Source organism: Comamonas brasiliensis, from assembly GCF_018292285.1.
GTDB classification, from domain to species: domain Bacteria; phylum Pseudomonadota; class Gammaproteobacteria; order Burkholderiales; family Burkholderiaceae_C; genus Comamonas; species Comamonas brasiliensis.
On record NZ_JAANES010000001.1, the window covers coordinates 444,734 to 465,441 of the forward strand.

General features: G+C 61.4%; 18 protein-coding genes. 15 read left to right on the forward strand and 3 right to left on the reverse strand.

The genetic code is table 11. From position 1 onward, the window contains the following. Positions 1-124 precede the first annotated feature (124 nt). Positions 125-1,417, reverse strand: coding sequence for a Zn-dependent hydrolase (locus DJFAAGMI_RS02040; RefSeq protein WP_211455754.1), 1,293 nt, complete (start codon positions 1,415-1,417; stop codon positions 125-127). A gap of 90 nt (positions 1,418-1,507) precedes the next feature. On the opposite strand from DJFAAGMI_RS02040, the gene DJFAAGMI_RS02045 reads away from it, so the two are divergent. Continuing rightward, on the forward strand, positions 1,508-2,407 hold the full coding sequence (locus tag DJFAAGMI_RS02045; protein WP_249333705.1) for a LysR family transcriptional regulator: 900 nt from the start codon (positions 1,508-1,510) through the stop codon (positions 2,405-2,407). Between the two features lie 125 nt (positions 2,408-2,532). Here DJFAAGMI_RS02045 and DJFAAGMI_RS02050 read toward each other — a convergent pair whose 3' ends face one another. Next, positions 2,533-3,393 carry a LysR substrate-binding domain-containing protein gene (locus DJFAAGMI_RS02050; protein WP_211455756.1) on the reverse strand — a complete coding sequence of 287 codons (861 nt, stop codon included), beginning with the start codon at positions 3,391-3,393 and terminating at the stop codon, positions 2,533-2,535. A 95-nt stretch (positions 3,394-3,488) separates the two neighbouring features. Between DJFAAGMI_RS02050 and DJFAAGMI_RS02055 the strand changes: the two genes are divergently transcribed. From DJFAAGMI_RS02055 to metC, 4 genes are all read left to right on the forward strand, one after another. Beyond that, entirely contained in the window at positions 3,489-4,079 is a 591-nt protein-coding gene (locus DJFAAGMI_RS02055) for a cysteine dioxygenase family protein (RefSeq protein ID WP_211455757.1), read from the forward strand. 100 nt (positions 4,080-4,179) lie between these two features. Beyond that, positions 4,180-5,769 (forward strand): rhodanese-like domain-containing protein, encoded by a 1,590-nt coding sequence (locus DJFAAGMI_RS02060; protein WP_211455758.1) that lies wholly within the window; start codon positions 4,180-4,182, stop codon positions 5,767-5,769. 49 nt (positions 5,770-5,818) lie between these two features. Beyond that, positions 5,819-6,805: a Bug family tripartite tricarboxylate transporter substrate binding protein gene (locus DJFAAGMI_RS02065; protein ID WP_407715691.1), complete on the forward strand. Its 987-nt coding sequence runs from the start codon at positions 5,819-5,821 to the stop codon at positions 6,803-6,805. 21 nt (positions 6,806-6,826) lie between these two features. After that, entirely contained in the window at positions 6,827-8,053 is a 1,227-nt protein-coding gene (metC, locus tag DJFAAGMI_RS02070) for a cystathionine beta-lyase (RefSeq protein WP_211455759.1), read from the forward strand. A 99-nt stretch (positions 8,054-8,152) separates the two neighbouring features. Here metC and DJFAAGMI_RS02075 read toward each other — a convergent pair whose 3' ends face one another. Beyond that, a complete protein-coding gene (locus tag DJFAAGMI_RS02075) occupies positions 8,153-8,938 on the reverse strand; it encodes a DNA-binding transcriptional regulator (protein WP_211455760.1) in 786 nt (261 codons plus the stop codon). Positions 8,939-9,259: 321 nt separating this feature from the next. On the opposite strand from DJFAAGMI_RS02075, the gene DJFAAGMI_RS02080 reads away from it, so the two are divergent. From DJFAAGMI_RS02080 to DJFAAGMI_RS02125, 10 genes are all read left to right on the forward strand, one after another. Next, entirely contained in the window at positions 9,260-11,029 is a 1,770-nt protein-coding gene (locus DJFAAGMI_RS02080) for a bifunctional 3-(3-hydroxy-phenyl)propionate/3-hydroxycinnamic acid hydroxylase (RefSeq protein ID WP_211455761.1), read from the forward strand. 2 nt (positions 11,030-11,031) lie between these two features. Beyond that, positions 11,032-11,997, forward strand: coding sequence for a 3-carboxyethylcatechol 2,3-dioxygenase (locus DJFAAGMI_RS02085; protein ID WP_249333708.1), 966 nt, complete (start codon positions 11,032-11,034; stop codon positions 11,995-11,997). Positions 11,998-12,010: 13 nt separating this feature from the next. After that, positions 12,011-12,802 (forward strand): 2-keto-4-pentenoate hydratase, encoded by a 792-nt coding sequence (gene mhpD, locus DJFAAGMI_RS02090; RefSeq protein ID WP_211455762.1) that lies wholly within the window; start codon positions 12,011-12,013, stop codon positions 12,800-12,802. 65 nt (positions 12,803-12,867) lie between these two features. Next, positions 12,868-13,845: a Bug family tripartite tricarboxylate transporter substrate binding protein gene (locus DJFAAGMI_RS02095; RefSeq protein WP_211455763.1), complete on the forward strand. Its 978-nt coding sequence runs from the start codon at positions 12,868-12,870 to the stop codon at positions 13,843-13,845. 14 nt (positions 13,846-13,859) lie between these two features. Continuing rightward, positions 13,860-14,837, forward strand: a complete 978-nt coding sequence (locus DJFAAGMI_RS02100) for a Bug family tripartite tricarboxylate transporter substrate binding protein (RefSeq protein WP_249333710.1) — start codon at positions 13,860-13,862, stop codon at positions 14,835-14,837. Positions 14,838-14,859: 22 nt separating this feature from the next. Next, positions 14,860-15,810 carry an acetaldehyde dehydrogenase (acetylating) gene (locus tag DJFAAGMI_RS02105; RefSeq protein WP_211455764.1) on the forward strand — a complete coding sequence of 317 codons (951 nt, stop codon included), beginning with the start codon at positions 14,860-14,862 and terminating at the stop codon, positions 15,808-15,810. Positions 15,811-15,824: 14 nt separating this feature from the next. Then, positions 15,825-16,856, forward strand: coding sequence for a 4-hydroxy-2-oxovalerate aldolase (gene dmpG, locus DJFAAGMI_RS02110; protein WP_211455765.1), 1,032 nt, complete (start codon positions 15,825-15,827; stop codon positions 16,854-16,856). Positions 16,857-16,913: 57 nt separating this feature from the next. Next, positions 16,914-17,774 carry an alpha/beta fold hydrolase gene (locus DJFAAGMI_RS02115; RefSeq protein WP_211455766.1) on the forward strand — a complete coding sequence of 287 codons (861 nt, stop codon included), beginning with the start codon at positions 16,914-16,916 and terminating at the stop codon, positions 17,772-17,774. A 452-nt stretch (positions 17,775-18,226) separates the two neighbouring features. After that, complete coding sequence (locus DJFAAGMI_RS02120; RefSeq protein WP_249333712.1) at positions 18,227-19,768, forward strand: TolC family protein; 1,542 nt, start codon at positions 18,227-18,229, stop codon at positions 19,766-19,768. A 17-nt stretch (positions 19,769-19,785) separates the two neighbouring features. Then, on the forward strand, positions 19,786-20,568 hold the full coding sequence (locus tag DJFAAGMI_RS02125) for an efflux RND transporter periplasmic adaptor subunit (protein WP_349305224.1): 783 nt from the start codon (positions 19,786-19,788) through the stop codon (positions 20,566-20,568). Positions 20,569-20,708: the final 140 nt, after the last annotated feature.

The following is a 20,708-nucleotide window of genomic DNA, read 5'->3' on the forward strand; positions in this document are numbered from 1 at the left end:
GAGCCGTCCTGTCTGGAAAGCCGATCATTGCTGCATGGCAGACCCCGAAGCCACCGAGCCATGCATCCGTGCATGGCCGGCAGGCATCCGGAGTATCGGCTCTATCCGGAGTTTGGGAGCGTCGTTAATCCATTTGCTCATCCAGGTCCAGCAGGGTGGCGGCCAGCACCCGGGTACCGGCCAGGACCTGACCAGGGGACGCCCACTCCACAGCGCTATGGCTGCGCCCTTCAAGGCAGGGGATGAAGATCATCCCCGAGTGCCCTGCCTGCGCAAGGTACATGGCATCGTGGCCGGCTCCGCTCGGCATGCGCCGACAGCCCAGACCCAGGCGTCGTGCGGATCGCTCCACGGCAGCCGTAATCTGCGGCGCGCAAGGGACTGGGTCCACATGGGTGCGAGGCTCCACCCGCCAGTGCACGCCCAGCCGCTCGATAGCCGGGCCGCAGCGCCGCGCCAGTATTTCCCAGAATTCCTGCAGCAAGGGGGCATGGTTGCTGCGCACTTCCAGCGTCAGGTCCACCTGGCCAGGTACGGTGTTGCTGGCGTTGGGCGAGACGTTCAAGCGACCTACCGTGGCAACCACATAGTGAGTGGTGTTGCGGCTCCATTGCAACGCCAGGCGCTGGGCCTGGCGAATCACTATTGCCGCAGCCACGAGAGCATCGCTGCGTTCATGCATGGGCGTGGTCCCCGCATGATCGGGCCGACCGTCGAAGAACAACTGGGCACGGCGTATGCCCACGATGTCGGTCACAGCACCTATGGCCAGGCCTTCACGTTCCAGCATGGGCCCCTGTTCAATGTGCAGCTCTACAAAGGCGGCAAAGCCTTGCTGGCGGCGGTCGGCTTCGGACAGCGCTTCAGGGCGGGCACCCAGGCGCTGCAGGGCCTGGCTCAGGGTGTCGCCCTGGCCGTCGCTGGCAGCGAGCATGTCTGCGCTGAGCTGGCCGGCCATGGCACGGCTGCCGACACAGGAGATGCCGTAGTCACTGGGCTCTTCGCAAAGGAAGTCGATCACCTCGAAGGGGTGCTTCAGCGTGATGTCCGCCTCCTGCAGTGCATGCGCCACTTCCAGACCCGCCAGCACACCCAGGATGCCGTCGAAGCGTCCGCCGGCATTCACCGTGTCGGTGTGCGAGCCCGTGGCCAGGGGCTTCAGGTCATCGCAGCGGCCGGGGCGGCGGCCGATGAGGTTGCCGGCCGCATCCAGGCGGACCTGCAGGCCAGCGGCTTCGAAAGCTTCACATAGCCAGGCACGTGCGGCCTGGTACTCCGGGCTGAAGGCACGGCGGGTCCAGGGCATATCAGGGCGGGTGAATCTGGCAAGGTCTTCGAGCCGGCGCCACAGGCGGTCACCGTCAATCGGTGGCAGAGCCGGGGCAAGGCGAGGGGAGGAGGTAGAAACGTTCTGCATGCAGTAATCTTCGCCCGGGATTTACCAACAAGGAATCTTTTGATGTTTATGCAAGGTATTAGTGAAACTTTGGCTAATGCCCCCAGTTTGATGCTGCTGAGAAGCTTTTGCCTGGTTGTTCAGGAGCGCAGCTTTTCGCAGGCGGCAGAGCTGTTGCAGCTGTCCCAGCCGGCGGTCAGCCTGCAAGTGCGGCAACTGGAGCGTCAACTCGGTACACGTCTTATTGAACGCGTGGGGCGGCGTGCTGTTCCGACGGCTGCGGGGCAGACCTTGCTTGAGCAGCTGCCTGCCGTGACCATGGCGCTGGAGGGACTGGCACATGCGCTGAGTGCGCATGCGCGAGAGGTCAGCGGGCAGGTGCGTATAGGCACGGGCCTGACGGTGTGTCTCTATCTGCTTCCCGCCGTGCTGCGCCAGATACGGGCCAGCCATCCAGGCATCGATATCGTGGTGGTCACGGGCAATACCGAGGAGTGCGTAAAGCGCGTGGAGGACAACAGCCTGGATCTTGCCCTGGTCACCTTGCCGGTCAATCGCCGGGCCTTGCTAGCCACGCCAGTGCTGCATGATGAACTGGTAGCCGTAGCTCGCCCGGAGATGCTGATGTCGAGTGATGCGGTTGCTGCGCGGGAGTTGAGGTCTCTACCTCAGCTCGCCCTGCAAAAATCAGCCAGCACGCGCGGGGTGGTCGATGCCTGGCTGCGCCGTGCTGGCGAACTCCCGCATCCTCAGATGGAGCTGGACAGCGTCGAAGCGCTCAAGGAGATGGCAGCCATAGGTCTGGGTTATGCCGTGATTCCGCGTATGGCCATGCAGGGTCGAGGAGCTCGCGATGATTTGGTGTCACGCCCTCTGACGCCCAGACTGCAACGAACGCTGGCGATGGTGTTGCGCAAGGACAAGCCACTGAGTCGTCCCCTGTCCATGGTGTGCCAGAGTATTCAGGAGCATTGTGCGCAGTGGGTGAAGCAAGCCGAGGAGTGTGGCTAGCTCAAGGGTCACCACGATGGTCGAGTCTGCCCTGGCTGCAAATGCGTCGCCGAGTGCGGATCTGCGCTGTCGCGCCTGCATAGATACCGTCGATTCGGTAGCGGGTCATGACCCATGGACGGGGTTCAAGTGCCGGGCAGCCACATGCGTGCCTTGAGGTTCTCGAATACCTGGCGTGTGATTGGATTGACTACATGGCTGCGTATGTAGAGCTTGTAGACCAGATCCGGCAGCGGTGGCATGCCGTCACCACTGCCTAGTACGCGCAGGCCGGGGTCCAGTTGTTCCACTCCGCGTGCGGTGACTCCCAGATCGGCGCGCAAGGCTGCGCGTATGCCCACCAGACTGGTACAGGTATGGCGTGGTGTCCAGTCGATATCGGCGGCATCAAGTGCATCACAGGCCAGGCGGCGAAAAATGCTGGGCCCGCTCGCCAGCACCAGCGGCACCGGCTTGCCGGGATCGTGCACATAGTTCGCACCGCACAACCAGACCGTGGGGCTGGAGCGGAGTGCGAAGCTCTCGAATGTGGTGTCGTCGCGATTGGATATCACCAGATCCAGTTCCCCTTGCTTCAGAGATTCCATCAGGAAGGGACTGCGTTCCATGTGGATGTCGATCTGCACACCGGGAAACTTCAGGGCAATCTCTTTCAACACCGGAGGAAGCATGGTGTCCGCAACGTCATGCGGTGCGCCTATCCGCACCAGACCCTCCAGATGGTGATGCTTGAGGCTGCTGATCGCTTCGTCATGGATGGCCAGCATGCGTTGGGCATAGCCGAGCAGACGCTGGCCGTGTTCGGTCAAACGTTTCTGCCGTCCTTGCTTTTCAAAGAGCGTGTGTCCAACTTTATCTTCCAGGCGCTGCATTTGCTGGGTGATTGCCGATTGCGTGCATCCCAGCTGCACGGCGGCGGCAGCGAAGCTCTGCTGACGGGCGATGGTTGCCAGTGTGCGCAGCTGGTCCAGATCCAGTGTGTCCATATATAAGTTTCTCTTAAGTATATGGTTGAGTTTATGGGATTGTTTACGTTAGAGTGGCCCGCTACATTGGTTGTCATTCAACCAAGGAGTCTGCTTTGTCCACGATGAAAGAACAACGTAACAGTGCTGTCCAGACGGCAATTTTGGCAATGAAGAGCGCTATCGGCAATGATTCTGCGTCGCGTCAAAGTCTTGAGAAAGTTCTTGCTCAGCTAATGGAATTGGCAGGGCAAAAGCAGCTCTGGGGAGGTGAGGATTTTCCTGCTCCAGAAGAAGGTGAGCATCAGGCTCGCTACCTGATTGCCGAAGATGCAGACCAGAGCTACGCGCTGTACCTGAACGTGATGCGTCCAGGCAAGCGCATCGTGCCGCACAACCATACGACCTGGGCCTGTATTGCAGCGGTGGAGGGCACGGAGCACAACCGTGTCTACGAACGTACCGACGATGGATCGGTTCAGGGCAAGGGCACGCTTGAGGAAGTCGATCTGGTGGTCGTGCAGCCCGGCCACGGCATTGCCTTGATGCCCGAGGACATTCACTCCGTGGAAATCCAGGGCGAGCAGGTCATCCGTCATCTGCATATGTATGGCAGGGCGCTGGAGACACTGAATGCCAGAACCAGCTACGACCTGCAGGCAGGCACCTGCCAGACCATGTCCATCGGTGTTCAGACGCGCCGCTGACGCACTGCTAAGCCGCTAGGCCTTATTCCTCTTTGCTTTGCAACGCGCTCCTTGAAGCGCGTGGGCGCAGCTTTGCCTGAAATTCGCGAACTCAACTGTTATGACTCAATTCGCCAACGCCTCAACCCTCAAGTCCTGGCTTCACGACGGCCAGGAAATCGCCGTACTGGATGTTCGTGAGCATGGCCAGTACGGCGAAGCACATCTGTTCTACGGCACACCCTTGCCCTTTAGCCGTCTTGAGGTCGATGTGCCGCGCCTGGTGCCGCGCAAGACCGTGCGCGTGGTGGTTTATGACAGCGGAGAAATCGATACGGAAAGCGTGGCACTGCGAGCGGCGCAACGCTTGCAGGATCTGGGCTATACCGATGTCCATGTCTTGGAAGGCGGGACGAAAGCCTGGCAGGCTGCGGGCTATGTGCTGTTCGCCGGCGTGAACCTCCCCTCCAAAACATTCGGTGAGCTGGTGGAGCACGCCTATGGAACGCCGCGCATCACGGCGCAGCAGCTGGCTGCCAAGCAGGCCTCGCGAGAGCCGCTCGTCATTCTCGATGGTCGGCCGGTATCCGAGTTTCACAAGATGAACATACCCGGTGCCATATGCTGCCCCAACGGCGAACTGGCCTACCGTATCCGTTCCCTGGTGCCTGACGACAGCACGCCTGTCATCATCAACTGCGCCGGGCGTACGCGCTCCATCCTGGGTGCCCAGACCTTGATCAATCTGGGGATATCCAATCCTGTCTATGCACTGGAAAACGGCACTCAAGGCTGGTATCTGAACGATCTGCCACTGGAGCATGGCGGCAAAAGCCGCTATGCCGACGATTCTGGCAGCGGCATTCTGCAATCCCAGGCACAAGAGCTGGCGCAGCGTTTTGAAGTGCCTTTCGTGAACGCACAGAAGGTTGCGCAATGGGCTGCGGATGGAGACAGAAGCCTGTTTCTCTGCGATGTACGTACGCCGGAAGAGTTTGCCGCCGGAAGTTTGCCTGGCGCGCAGCACACTCCCGGGGGGCAACTGGTCCAGGCCGGCGACCAGTTCATCGGTGTACGCGGAGCCCGACTGGTGCTTTTCGATAGCGATGGCATACGCGCTGCAGTGATCGCCAGCTGGCTGCGCCAGATGGGGCAAGACGCGTGCGTGCTGATCGACGGCCTGCATAGTGGCCTGAGGCTGGAGAGCGCCTCCCGTTTTGCCGCACCGGAACTGCCCTTGGTGACGGTCGCCGAGCTACGGTCCCGCCTTGAGCGCGACGAAGTCCTGCTGGTTGATCTGCGGCCAAGCATGAAATATCGCGCGGCACATATCCCGGGTGCGCTCTGGTCGATTCGTTCGCGTCTGGCCCGGAACTTGCGTGATGAAACGCGCGCCATCGTGCTGTTGGCGGATGAGCCGGCGCTGGCGCAATGGGCATCGCTGGAGCTGCCGAAGCCCGCAGCACTGCTGCAAGGCGGAATGGCCGCCTGGCAGCAAGCCGGTTTGCCGCTGGAAGCCAGTGCCGACATTCCACCGGATCACGATTGCATTGACTACCTGTTCTTCGTTCATGACCGTCATGACGGAAACAAGGATGCCGCTCGTCGCTATCTGGCATGGGAAACCGGACTGGTGCAGCAACTCGATGCACAGGAACTTGCCGCGTTTCATCTGCCCGTTCCTGCTGCCCCGCTTTCCAGCGCCGTCTGATCGCTCCGTCTGATTGCGCCAACCGCTTCACACCCTACGAAAGAAAATCATGCTTGCTATTCGTTCTCTGGCTGTTGTTCTCATGGGCACCGTGCTTGTTGCGCAGGTGCATGCGCAAACCTTGGCACAGCGCAATGGCTTCCCCAGCCAGCCGATCCGCTTTGTCTCGCCCTTTCCGCCAGGCGGTGGCAACGATGCAACCACACGCTGGGTCACCACGCGTCTGCCAGAGCTCACCGGACAGCCGGCGGTTGTCGAGAACAAGGGGGGAGCGGGCGGCAACATAGGCGCCAAAGCCGTGACCGAAGCCAAGGCCGACGGATACACGCTGCTGACGGGGCAGGTTTCTCTGATGGCAGTGAACCCCACGCTCTACAGAGCGCCGGGCTTTGATCCGCTCAAGAACTTCATCCCTATCACCCAGGTCAATGCGGCGCCTCTTGCGATCGTGGTTGCCGCTGGATCGCCTCTCAAAAGCTTTGCCGATCTTGCGGCAAAGTCCAAGGCCGAACCCGGCAAGATCACCTATGCCACGCCAGGCAACGGCACTTTGTCGCACCTGGTTGGCGTGGTACTGGGCAAGGAAAGCAATGTGTCCATGACGCATGTGCCCTATAAGGGCGCGGGTCCGGCCATCAATGACTTGCTGGGCCAGCAGGTCGATGTGCTGATCACCTCGACCTCCTCGGTGGCGGGCATGATTCAAGGCGGTCAGATACGTGCCCTGGCAGTGACCAGCCCGCGTCGGGTAGGTGTATTCGGCAAGGTGCCGACGCTGGAGGAGTTGGGCTATAAAAACACCACCTTTGAAGACTGGTACGGTTTTTTTGCACCAGCAGGAACGCCACCCGAGCGCGTTGCCTATCTGAACGAAGCGATTGTCAAGACGCTGCACAAACCGGAGGTCAGCAAATTGGTCACCGATGGCGGCAGTGAAGTGGTTGCGAGCACTCCCGAGGCTTTTGCTGCTCAGCTCAATAGTGACATCAAGCGCTGGAGCTACGTGGTCAAACTGTCCGGCGCCAAGCTGGATTGATGAGGAGTTCAGGGCATCACCATGACGACCAAAGACCGGCAAGCTTCGAGTGAAGGCCTGGGCACTCGGCTTACACACATGGGCAGGTCACCTGCCTATGAGGGTGGCTCGGCCATCAATCCACCCATCGTGCGGGCCAGCACGGTGGTGTTTGAGAACACCCAGCAGCAACGCGAAATGCGCGCCCGACGCGGGCAAGAGCGCATCTTCAGTTACGGTGCGCGTGGCACTCCCACCAGCTTTGCCCTGGAAGATGCGGTCAGTGAGCTTGAGGGCGCCTATCGCACGCGCCTTCTGCCAACGGGGCTCGCTGCAGCAAGCATGGCCTTGCTCAGCTACCTCAAGCCGGGCGATCATGTTCTCATCACTGACAGTGCCTATCAGCCTGTACGGCACCTGACCGAGCAGTTTTTGCAGCCCTACGGCATCGAATACAGCTTTTTTGCTGCCGATGGCAGCGACGCAGCCGCCAAAATGCGGCCGAACACTCGAATGCTGTATGCCGAGTGCCCAGGTTCGCTGGTGTACGAAATGTGCGATCTGCCTGCGCTTGCTGCCATGGCACATGCGCACGGAGCCCTGGTGGCGGTCGACAACACCTGGGGATCCGGGGTGCAGTATCGCCCCCTGGCACTGGGAGCTGATATCTCCATCATGGCTGCAACCAAATATCTGTCAGGACATTCGGACGTCATGATGGGCACGGTTGCCACCACACAAGCGGCCTGGGAACCACTGGCCAGTCGCTGCGACGCCTTCGGCATGAGTGTCAGCCCTGATGATGCCTGGCTGGTTCTGCGCGGCTTGCGCACCTTGTCGGCAAGGCTGCGCATGCATGAAGAACATGCTTTGACGGTGGTCCGCTGGCTGGAACAGCTGCCGGCAGTGCAAACTGTTTTTTGCCCGGCACTTCCTGGTCACCAGGGACATGAGTTGTGGTTGAGGGATTGCTCAGGTACGAATGGTCTGATCTCCTTCGAGCTTCAGCCATGCATTCCCGCCGAAGCCGTGGACCGATTCATCGACAATCTGCAACTGTTCGGGCTGGGGGCTTCATGGGGTGGTTATGAAAGCTTGGTCATTGCTGCAAACATGACACAGGCACGCAGCGTAACGGACTGGAGTCAGCGTGGTTCGGTGGTACGACTGCATATCGGCCTGGAAGACCCGCAGGATCTCATCGCGGATCTGGCGCAAGCGATGGAGGGCTCGGGACTCAACGGGCTGGCCACGAAACCCCGAACCTGATGCTGAGTTCATGAAGGCTCTCCGGAGAGCCTTTCCGCAAGAATGGCGCCGGATCGGGGTAGATAAACGGATGCTGTGTTTCCAGGTTTGGGTTGATGCCTAGTCCAGCCACGGTGCCACATCCTTGCCCATGCGCACGGCCAGCTTCTTCAGCCGGGGAAGATAGCGCGCAAGCAATTCTTCCCTGGCGACAGCAGACTTTGGGAAGACCAGATTCAGGCCTCCGATCAAACGACGTCCGCACTTCAATGGCACAGCCACTGCGCCAAAGGGCGCCTGTTGATGCCAGTCACCATCGCTGATGCCATATCCGCGCTGTCGCGTTTCCTCAATCAAACGCTCCACCGACGCTCTGTCTCTTGCCATAGCCCCTGTGGCATCGTCACGTTGCGCGAGAAGTGAGAGCAAGCCTTCCTTCTCATCGGTGGAGCAGGATGCCAGATAGGCTCGTCCCATCGCGGTGAAAAACAGCGGCAACTTTTCTCCGATCATGCCGCGATGCTGAGACAGGCGGCTGAAACGGTGCGTGCTTTCACGCACAACCATGAAGCCGCCTTCCACGGTGCCCAGATCGCAAGGCCAAAGCAGTTCGGGCACCGCAGCACGCATCAGCGGCAATGCGACCTGCTCCACCCAGGCATCATCGACAAGCCCTTCGCTCAGGCTGCGCACTGCAAAAGTCAGGTAGTACTGCCCATCTTTCTCGCCCCTGCGCACGAATCCCTCCGCCCGCAAGGTCTCCATCAATCGCTTGACGGTGGTGCGATGAATGTTGCAGGCCTGTGCCAGTGCCGTGGTTGAAGCGATGCCGCCAGGGGCTCTATTCATTGCCTGCAGCAGCGCCAGGCCTCGCGACAGGCTGCGTACATCCTTGTAGTCATTCATGGGACTGTGTTCAAAGGTCAAGATTTTCAGGTGTGCCCAGGCATGAACACCGCAAGCCATGGGGCGCAACTGCGAGGCGCTCCGTTGCTGCGCGCAATGAATATTTTCCATCCGATGCTCGGCCATACGAGGCCCTGCCATTCATCGCTCCAAAGTCCATCCGGCAGGCCTAGCTTCGACGGATAGCTGCCGAAAGCGTCGGCAGCAAGGGTATGCACCTAGCAATTGGTGCACTAGGTGCACAGTGTTTGCAGATTTTCCGAGTGTTTTGACAATTATCAAAGCCGCACTCGATGCGCTCATCAATTACGGAGACTGAGAATGAACGCCCCCCAAGAAAGCCCAGTGGGTCAGGATGATGCCGATGTACTGATCATTGGTGCAGGCCCGGTAGGGCTGACATTGGCAAATACTCTGGGGATGGCTGGCGTGCGTGTCATCGTGGCAGAGAAGCTGCCTCGGATCATTGACTATCCCAGAGCCATCGGCATTGACGACGAGTCCCTGCGGACGCTGCAGGCAGCGGGCCTTTCCGATCAGGTACAGGCACACATCACTCCCCATCACTGGATGCGCTTCTACACCGCCAGCGGCCAGTGCTTTGCCTCGATCGAGCCTCGCACCGATGAATACGGATGGTCCCGTCGCAACGCCTTCATCCAGCCTCAGGTAGACGACATCCTGTACCGGGGGCTGCAGCGCTTTGACCAGGTTCAGGTACTGCTGGGTCATGAGCTGCACAGCTTCTCCCAGGACGAGGCAGGCATCACCGCCACGCTCAAAGATGCCGATGGCGTAGAGCGCACGCTGCGCGCCAAGTACCTGGTCGCCAGCGATGGCGGCAACAGCCTGGTGCGTCGCATGCTGAACGTGGCTTTTGAGGGGCGCACCAAACCCAACCAATGGATCGTGGTCGATGTGCGCAATGACCCCCTGGGGACGCCCCATATCGATATGCATTGCGATCCTGAGCGTCCCTATGTCTCTGCAGCCCTGCCTCATGGCATTCGCCGCTTCGAGTTCATGGTCATGCCCGGGGAGACCGAAGAGCAACTCTCGAAACCGGAAAATCTGGCCCAGCTGATGCGCAAGGTCGTCGCCGATCCAGACAAGGTCGACTACATCCGCAAGCGCGTGTACACGCACAACGCACGCTTGGCGGCGCAGTTTCGGGTTGGCCGGATATTGCTGGCCGGTGATGCCGCGCACATCATGCCCGTCTGGCAGGGCCAGGGCTACAACAGCGGCATGCGCGATGCCAGCAATCTCGCCTGGAAGCTGGCCATGGTCGTCAAGGGGGAGGCCCGCAGCGATCTGCTGGATAGCTACGAGCAGGAACGCCGCGACCATGCGCGCAGCATGATCCATCTGTCGGAAGTGGCAGGCGACATCTTCGCCCCTGAAAGCCATACCGCCGCCAAAGTGCGCGACACGGTGATGCTTGCCCTGAACGCAGTGCCGCCAGTCAAGCAATACTTCGCCGAGATGCGTTTCAAGCCCATGCCGCGCTATGAGCAGGGCGTGGTGCTGCACCACACCGGCACCGGCAATCAAGGAGCCAGGACCCCGTTCGCCGGCCTGCTGGACCGCTCGGGCAACACACCCCTGGGCCGCCTTCTGGGCCTGATGGCGGAAAAGAAGGAGTCTCTGGTGGGGCGTCTGGTGCATGGCCTGGAAACGGCAGCGTCCAGTCCCGTCGGCCGGATGTTCATTCAGCCTCGTGTTGCCACAGCGAACGGCCACTCTGGTCTGCTGGATGACTTTGTGGGGCTGAATTTCTGCATTCTGGCCTGGGGTACGGACCCCAGCTATGGCATGGACGAAGAGGCTTTGAATTTCTGGCAGCGCCTTGGCGCCCGCTTCATTCGTGCCATGCCCGCCGGCCAACTGCTTCACCCGACACCGACCCGCGATGGTGTGCTGACCATTGGCGACGAACAAGGCCGCCTGAAGGAGTGGTTCAGCACCCAGGGCAAGTCGGTGGTGTTCGTGCGCCCGGACCGTTTTGTCGCGGCGCTGGCATCTCCGCAGGAGGTCTGTGTCGTCACGCGTCAGATGGCCCGGGTACTGCATTCCCCGCTGGAGGCCTGAAGATGAGTGGTAGCACCATTGCCACTGCACGCCGGGCATTTCTCGGCATGTCGCACTCGCCTTTGCTCGGGCTAAACCCTGTCGCTGAGGATGATCAGATCGCCATCGACAAAGCGATTGCGGCGGCGCGTGCGGCGGTTCATGAGTTCGCTCCAGAGCTCATCGTGCTGCTGGGGCCGGATCACTACAACGGCTTCTTCAATGAGCTGATGCCGCCGTTCTGCATCGGAAGCCAGGCCACGGCCGTGGGCGACTATCTGTCACCCGCCGGTCCCCTTAATGTGGCGGCAGAACTGGCCATAGCTCTGGCCGAGCATCTGATGGACAGACATTTCGATATCGCGGTGTCGCGGCGCATGCTGGTGGATCACGGGTTTTCGCAGGCCCTGCAGTTCCTGTGGGGAGACGAGATGGACACGCCGCCCGTGATTCCCATCTTCATGAACGCAGTGGCCCAGCCGGGTATTGCACGCATGGCCCGATGCAAGGCATTGGGAGAAGGCGTTGGAAGCTTTCTCGACCAGCTGCCACTGCGCACGCTGTTGATCGGCTCCGGCGGGCTGTCACACGAGCCTCCCGTGCCGACACTGGCCCATCCTGACCCAGCCGTACGTGAACGCATCACCGTCCGTTCCACTCCCACGGAGCAGGAGCGCGAGCTCAAGACCGAACGCGTCAAGGCCGCAGGACTGGCCCTGGCCCATGGCGACAGCTGGATGAAGCCGCTCAACCCCGAATGGGATCTGCAATGGATGGACGCCATGGCCAGCGGCCAGCTGGACGGCTTGTGTGCAATGAGCGAAGCCTCCATAGGAGCCATGGCCGGCAACTCTGCCCATGAGTCCAAGACCTGGCTGGTGGCGCGATCCGCCCTGCCTGCCAACACCCGCCTGTCCTGCCCGGTAAGGGCCTACCGCGCCATTCCATCGCTCATTGCGGGTTATGGAGTGATGTTCATGCACCACTGATCTTCGTTCATTCATGACTGCCATGCCGACCACCAAGCAAATACAGGCCTGGGCCGAGCGCCTGCGCCACGCGGAAGCCACCGCCACCCCCATTGCTCCCCTGCGCGAGGAGATCACCGACAACGACAGCGCCTATGCCGTGCAACTGGTCAATGTGCAATATGCGCAGAGCCAGGGCCGCCGGATCGTGGGCCGCAAGATCGGGTTGACATCCCTTGCCGTGCAAAAGCAGCTCGGCGTGGACCAACCCGACTTCGGCACGCTGTTCGCCGACATGCTCTATGGCGACGATGAGGCTGTTCCCCTGTCGCGGACGCTTCAGCCCAAGGTCGAGGCCGAGGTGGCACTGGTACTGGCCAAGGATCTGGAGCGGCCCGACACCACGCTGGTGGACGTCATCAACGCCACCGCCTATGTGCTGCCGGCCATCGAGATCGTGGGCAGCCGCATTGCCGACTGGAATATTCGCTTCATTGACACCGTGGCCGACAACGCGTCCAGCGGTCTGGTCGTGCTGGGCGCCGTACCGACTGCGCTCAACGCGCTGGATCTCAAGCTGTGCCAGATGCAGATGACGCGCAATGGCGATGTCGTCTCCACCGGCTCCGGTGGCGCCTGCCTGGGCCATCCCCTGAATGCAGCCGTGTGGCTGGCCCGCAGACTCGCCAACCTTGGCCAGCCGCTGCGAGCCGGCGACCTCGTGCTGACCGGTGCCCTGGGTCCCATGGTCGCCGTGAATGCCGGCGATCGTTTCGAAGCCCGCATCAGCGGCATCGGCTCGGTGTGCGCGCAGTTTGAAGGCTAGATCTTCTCGTAAGCATTCCCCGCCCCGCTTTCCATTGCTCATAACGATTATTCAGGAGACAAATCATGTGGAACCGACGTCAATTGATCGCAGCCGGTGCTGCTTCGCTCGCTGCCTGTGTGGGGGCACCCGCCATCGCGCAGAATTTCCCCAATCGGGCCGTGACCATGGTCGTTCCCTTCCCGGCCGGAGGCATCACCGATGCGGTGGCGCGTGCGCTTGCAACCAAGATGGGGGAGCAGCTTGGCAAGCCTGTCATCGTTGACAACCGGCCCGGCGGAGGCGGCCAGATTGCGGCCGCCTACGTGCGCCAGCAAGCTGCCGACGGTCATACCCTGTATGTCGGTGCCACCGAGATGTTTGCCATCAACCCCTCGTTGTTTCGCAATTTCTCATATGACCCGCTGAAGGATTTCAGCCCCGTCACGTCGCTGATTGCTTCGCCCTTGGTGCTTGTCGTCCCTGCCAACAGTTCACTGACCAGCGTCAAGGAACTCATAGCCCAGGCCAAGAGCCGCAAGGACGGACTGAACTTCGCCTCGCAGGGCATGGGCTCCATCGGACATCTTCTCGGAGAGACCTTCCGGGGCAAGGTGGGCGGAAAGTTCAATCATGTGGCCTACAAAGGCTCGGCACCCGCGCTGCAGGATGTGATGGGGGGACAGGTGGACTTCATGTTCGACCCGGTCATCACCACCGCCCCTCTGGTGGCCGGCAAGAAGCTCAAGCCCCTGGCGATTGCGGCCGACAAGCGTTCGCCACAAATGCCAGAGGTGCCGACCTTGGCCGAGCTCGGTGTATCCGGCGTGAATGCCGGTGTGTGGTTCGGGGCCGTGGTCAAGACAGGCACGACCGCAGCTGTGGTTGAACGTCTGAACGATGCCATCCACCAGGCCATGAAGGACCCCGAGGTGGTCAAGCGTTTTGCCGATCAAGGCATGCAGGCTTTCCCGTCAACCCCGGCCCAGTTTGGCAGCTTCATGCAGTCGGAACTGACCAAATGGGGTCCTCTGGTCAAGGCCAGCGGCGCTTCGATCGAGTGAGCAGGGAGCCCATCTTGCATCGTCGAACTCTTCTTTTGCAGTCGGCCCTGGGCTTGGGTGGCCTGACGATCGGCGGCCTCAGCGCGGCACAGACCTTTCCCAGCAAGCCCATCACACTCGTGCTGCCGTTCTCCGCCGGTGGCATCAGCGATGTCATGGCCCGTGCCCTCGGACAGCACATGGCCCATCAGCTGGGCAAGCCCGTGATTGTTGACAACAAGCCTGGCGCAGGAGGGCAGATTGCGGCCAGCGCCGTGCTTCAACAGGTAGCCGATGGTCACACCGTGTATGTGGCCGGCACCGCCATGTTTGCCATCAACCAGACGCTGTTTCGCAAGTTTGCCTACGACCCCGTCAAGGACTTCGAGCCGGTAACGTCTCTGGTCACCTCTCCGCTGGTCCTCGTGGTTGCGGCCGACAGTCCGGTCAGGACGCTGAACGAGCTGATGGCGCTTTCCCGCAGCAGCAAGCAAGGCCTGACATTTGCATCGCAAGGCCTGGGCTCCATCGGTCACCTGCTGGGGGAGCTGTTTCGCAGCAAAACCGGTGGGAGCATGTCTCATGTGGCCTACAAAGGTTCGGTGCCGGCGCTGCAGGACGTGATAAGCAACCGGGTCGACTTCATGTTCGATCCCACGAGCTCCACCGAAGCCCTGATCCGCGGCAAAAAGCTGCGCGCCCTGGCGATTGCCTCCACAAGACGCAGTCCCCAGCTGCCCGATGTACCCACCCTGGCGGAGCTGGGTGTGTCCGGTGTCGATGCTGGCGTCTGGTTCGGCGCTGCGGTGCGCAGCGGAACTCCCGCCCCGGTGGTCCAGGCATTGAACCGCGCGCTGGTTGCGGCCTTGCAGGACCCGGGCATACAGAAGCGCTTCGAAAGCCAGGGCATGCAGGCCTGTCCGCAGGCCCCGGAACAGTTCAGGCAATTCATCCACAGCGAGATCGCACGCTGGACACCGCTGATCCAGTCCAGCGGAGCCGGTGTCGACTGATTTTTCTCTGAAGGAAAACGCTATGACGCGCAAACTCAAGGCCGCCATCATCGGCAGCGGCAATATCGGCACGGATCTGATGATCAAGATTCTTCGCCATGGCAAAAACATCGAGATGGGGGCCATGGTCGGCATCGATCCCGACTCCGACGGTCTTGCGCGCGCCTCCCGCATGGGCGTGGCCACCACCCACGAAGGCGTGGAAGGCCTCACGCGCATGCCCGGGTTTGCAGAGATCGACTTTGTGTTCGATGCCACCAGCGCCGGCGCACATGTGAAGAACGATGCCTTCTTGCGCAGCCTCAAGCCCGGCATCCGCATGATCGACCTGACGCCGGCGGCCATCGGCCCATACTGCATTCCCGTGGTCAACGGCGACATGCATCTGGACGCGCCGAATGTGAACATGGTCACCTGCGGCGGCCAGGCCACCATCCCCATGGTGGCTGCTGTCTCTCGTGTGGCCAAGGTGCACTACGGCGAAATCATTGCCTCGATCGCCAGCAAGAGTGCCGGCCCCGGCACCCGCGCCAACATCGACGAGTTCACCGAGACCACGTCCAAGGCGATCGAGGTCGTGGGCGGCGCCACCAAGGGCAAGGCCATCATCATCATGAACCCGGCCGAACCGCCCCTGATCATGCGCGACACGGTCTACACCCTGAGCGCTTTGACCGACGAGGCCTCCATTGCCGCCTCGGTAGAGCAGATGGCCGCTGCCGTGCAGTCCTATGTGCCGGGCTACCGCCTGAAGCAGCAGGTGCAGTTCGACCGTATCGACACCCCGATCCGCATCCCCGGCGTGGGCAACGCCCTCACGGGCCTGAAAACCTCGATCTTTCTGGAAGTCGAGGGTGCTGCCCACTATCTGCCCGCCTACGCCGGCAACCTCGACATCATGACCAGCGCCGGCCTGCGCACCGCCGAGCATATGGCCGAGCGCATGCTGGCGACGCTTGCCGTGGCCGCCTGAGGAGACGACACACCATGACTCCAACCAAGAAAATCTACATCTCCGACGTGACCCTGCGCGACGGCAGCCACGCCATTCGTCACCAGTACAGCGTGGAGCAGGCCAGGCAGATTGCCCAGGCCCTGGATGAGGCCCGGGTCGACTCGATCGAGGTTGCCCACGGCGACGGCCTGCAAGGCTCCAGCTTCAACTACGGCTTTGGTGCCCATACCGATCTGGAGTGGATAGAGGCCGTGGCCAGCGTGGTCAAGCACGCCAAGATCACCACCTTGCTGCTGCCGGGCATCGGCACCGTCCACGACCTCAAGGCTGCTTACCAAGCCGGTGTGCGCGTGGTGCGGGTGGCGACCCACTGCACCGAAGCCGACGTGTCCCGCCAGCACATCGAATACGCGCGTCATCTGGGCATGGAAGCCGTGGGCTTTCTGATGATGAGCCATATGACCTCGCCCAAGGCCCTGGCCGAACAGGCCAAGCTGATGGAGAGCTATGGCGCTACCTGCTGCTATGTCGTGGACTCCGGCGGTGCGCTGGGCATGAAGGATGTGCGGGAGCGCTTCAGGGCCTTCAAGGACATCCTCAAGCCGGAAACCCAGACCGGCATGCATGCCCACCACAACCTGAGCCTGGGCGTGGCCAACTCCATCGTGGCCGTGGAAGAAGGCTGCGACCGCGTGGATGCCAGCCTGGCCGGTATGGGCGCTGGCGCCGGCAATGCTCCGCTGGAGGTGTTCATCGCAGCCGCAGAGCGCCTGGGCTGGAACCACGGCACCGATCTCTACAAGCTCATGGATGCGGCCGACGACATCGTGCGCCCGCTGCAGGACCGCCCGGTGCGCGTGGACCGCGAGACGCTGGCACTGGGCTATGCCGGGGTCTACAGCTCGTTCCTGCGTCACTCCGAAGCCGCAGCGGCCAAGTATGGCCTCAAGGCCGTGGACATTCTTGTGGAGCTGGGCAAGCGCCGCATGGTCGGCGGGCAGGAAGACATGATTGTCGACGTCGCCCTGGACCTGCTGAGGCAACGCGAAGTCGCTTCCTTCTGATCTTTTCACCTTCTTCGCGGACAGCCAGCCCTGGCTGCCGCCTTCACGGAGTCATATATGAACGCACCCCACACGGAAGCCTCATCCAGTCGCTTTGTCACGATCACCGAAGCGGGACAGTCCCTGAGGCTGCACTACAACGATGTCGGCTCCGGCAGCGAAGTCGTGGTCATGCTGCACGGCTCCGGTCCAGGCGCCAGCGGCTGGGCCAACTTCCACCGCAATATCGAACCGCTGGTGGACGCGGGATACCGCGTCATTTTGCTGGACTGCCCGGGCTGGAGCAAAAGCGACACCATTGTCAGCACAGGCTCGCGTTCGGATCTGAATGCACGCTGTCTCAAGGCGGTGCTGGACGCGCTGGACATCTCCAGGGTGCATATCATCGGCAACTCCATGGGCGGTCATAGCGCCGTGGGATTTGCGCTGGCCAATCCCGAGATGGTGGGCAAGCTCATCCTCATGGGCGGCGGAACCGGCGGACCCAGCGCCCTCGTGCCCATGCCCGCCGAAGGCATCAAGCTCATCGGTGCGCTGTACCGCGACCCCACGGTGGAGAACCTCAAGCGCATGATGAATGTGTTTGTGTACGACAGCAGCAGCCTGACCGAAGAGCTGTATCAGCAGCGTCTGGCCAATATCCTGGCCCGCCGCGATCACCTGGAAAACTTTGTCAAGAGCGCCCAGATCAACCCGAAGCAGTTCAGCGATTACGGCCTGCGCCTGCCGGAGATCAAGGCCAAGACCTTGATCATCTGGGGGCGTGACGACCGCTTCGTACCCCTGGACATCGGCCTGCGCCTGCTATGGGGCATCCCCAACTCCGAGTTCCACGTGTTCAGCCAGTGCGGCCATTGGGCGCAGTGGGAGCACGCCGAGGTCTTCAACCAAATGGTTCAGGACTTTCTTGCACGCTGACCAGTCGGCGAGTCGGGGTGCAAGCCATTGAAATGAGGGCAGTTGCGAAGCAGACCTGCGGGTTTGTCGAGGGTATGGCGCAGAAATTCAGCGCAATGCTCCGGCCGATCCTGACCGTCGCAAAGCAAGGTGGCAGGAGCCGTCATCGGCGATGAAGCTGAGGTCCAGCGACAGGAAATCCGGCAGTCCTCACCATATTTCACTGGAGTGGATGGCTCCAGACCATCATTCCTGGAGCGCACCTTTTTGGTGCTAAAAATGCGGGGCGTGGCAAGAGCGCATCTGTAGGACGAAATACCTGATTTCAGTGATTGCTGTTGTCATTTTTGCTGGGTAATATCTCAGACACATTTTTTGACAATTAAGACTTATGCATACCTTTTTAAGTTTTGCGCATGGGTTTTGCTTGGGTCTTGTTGTCAAACCGTCTTTGCCATCACCTCCTTGCAGATATGAACGCCCTTGCTCACCGCCGGCCCGAGAATCATTTTCGTGGCCGTGTCCGGCTCACGGCCTTGCTAGGCTCGGCCATCTGGCTCACCGGCTGCGCCAATTTGACCGGCCAGGCACTTTCCACGGAAGAAATTCAGTCGCAGGTCCAGGCCGATCGACAAAGCCTCGGTAAAGACGTGGCTCCACTGAGCGGGCCGGTGAGCCTTGAAGAGGCCATTGCAAGAGCCATCAAATACAACGCAGCCCAGCGCCTGCGTGGCATGGAAGAGGCCGTGGCCCAGGGCACGGCCAATGTCGCCAGGTTCGACATGCTGCCCAAGCTGGTGGCCTCGGCCGGCTACCGCTACCGCGACAAGGACCTGATCAGCCGCAGCACGGACTCGGTCACGGGCGCGCCTTCCCTGGCACACCCCTATATCTCGTCGGACCGGGAATCGACGCTGAGCTCGCTGAGCTTCTCCTGGAGCCTGCTGGACTTCGGTCAAAGCTATTACGCCGCTCGCCAGCACGCGGATCGCGCCCAGATCGCTGCCGAGCGCCGCCGCAAGGCCATACACACGCTGATTCAGGATGTGCGCATCGCCTACTGGCGTGTGGCTGCCGCCCAGGCCCTGGAGTCTTCGCTGCAGACCGCCGGCCAGGATGCAGACAAGGCCCTGGAAGACTCGCGCAAGGTCGAAGCGGAAAAACTGCGCTCCCCCATGGAGCCGCTGCGCTATCAACGCCAGTTGCTGGAGAACATTCGCCTGCTGGAGGCCATTCAGCAGGAGCTGTCCTCCTCGCGCATCGAACTGGCTTCGCTGATGGGCGTCTCGCCTGCCGAGCTGAACCAGCCGCTGCGTGTGATCGAACCTGCAGCCTCGAATGCCCAGCGCTGGCTGGAGCAGCCGGTGGACAAGCTGGAAGACCGAGCCCTGCTGCTGAACCCGGATCTGCGCGAGAGCCTGTACAACGCCCGTATCGCCAACGAAGAGACCAAGCGCGTCATGCTGCGCATGTTCCCCGGACTCTCCTTCAACTACGGTGTCAACAAAAGCAGCGACAGCTATCTGATCAACGACCGCTGGCAGGATGCAGGCCTGCAGATCTCCTTCAATCTGCTGGGACTGCTGTCCCTGCCTGCACAGCGTCAACTGGCCGACGCGGGTGTCCAGCTGGCGGATCAGCGTCGCCTGGCTACCCAGATGGCGGTATTGACTCAGCTGCATGTGGCGCGTCTGCAATTTGCGAACGCCGTGCGCCAGTATGAAAGAGCACAGACCATTGCGTCCGTGGACCAGCGCCTGTCCGAGCATGTGAACAACCAGGTGCAGGCCGACAAGCTCAATGCACTGGAGCGCGTCTCCCAGCAGACCAGCACCATTCTTTCCGTGCTGCGCCGCTACCAGGCCCAATCCAATATGCAGGCTGCCAGCTCCCGCCTGCAGGCCACCCTGGGCATGGAGCCCGTGATCGAAGGCTCGGACAGCATGCCCCTGCCCGAACTCACGCAGGCCGTGGGCAAATCGCTGCAAAGCTGGGACGCGGGCCAATTCCAATGAAGTCTTGCGTGTCTCCCTTGATTCTGGGTCTGGCATTGGGCCTGTCGCTCGCCGCTCAGGCCCAGACCGGCCCGGCAGCCCAGAGTCTTCCCAGGACTCAGGCCTCCTTGCCCAGCGTGCTGGATCAGCGCGAGATCCGCGCCCAGCTTGCACCGCGCCGCTACACCACCTTGGCGGCCGAAATCGGCGCCAAGGTGCAGCGCCTGCCGGTGGTGGAGGGCGGGGCCTTTCGCCAGGGGCAGTTGCTGGTGCAGTTTGATTGCAGCCTGCCGCAAGCCCAGCTGAACAAGGCCCAGGCGGGCGTGGATGCCACCGAGAAGACCTGGAAGGCCAACCAGCGCCTGGCGGAGTTGAACTCCGTCGGCAAGGTGGAGCTGGATGTTTCTCAGGCCGAATGGAACAAGGCCAAGGCTGAAGTCGCCGCCAACCGCAGCCTGCTGAGCAAGTGCCAGATCACCGCGCCCTATGCCGGTCGTGTGGCCGAGCAGAAAATCCGCGAGCAGCAATATGCCCAGCCGGGTCAGGCGCTGCTGGACATTCTGGACGACTCCGCACTGGAGCTGGAGTTTCTGGTGCCCTCGCGCTGGCTCAGCTGGCTGCATTCGGGCTCGGAATTCCAGGTGCGTATTGACGAGACCGGCAAAACCTACCCTGCCAAGGTGCAGCGCCTGGCCGCGCGGGTGGACCCAGTGAGCCAGTCCGTGAAGGTCAATGCAGCCATACACGGAAAGTTTAGCGAGCTGATCGCCGGCATGAGCGGGCAGGTGCTGCTGGCACCGCCCTCGACCGGCAAGCCCTAGGCATTCAAATACAAGAGCATGTAGCGCATGCCATTAGAAGGTTTCAGATCACTTTCATACTGAAGTCTATATATAGAAAGCGCAACATGCTCATATTTTTATAGTCCGATAGCAAGAGACCGACAGCTCCCGGGAAGAGG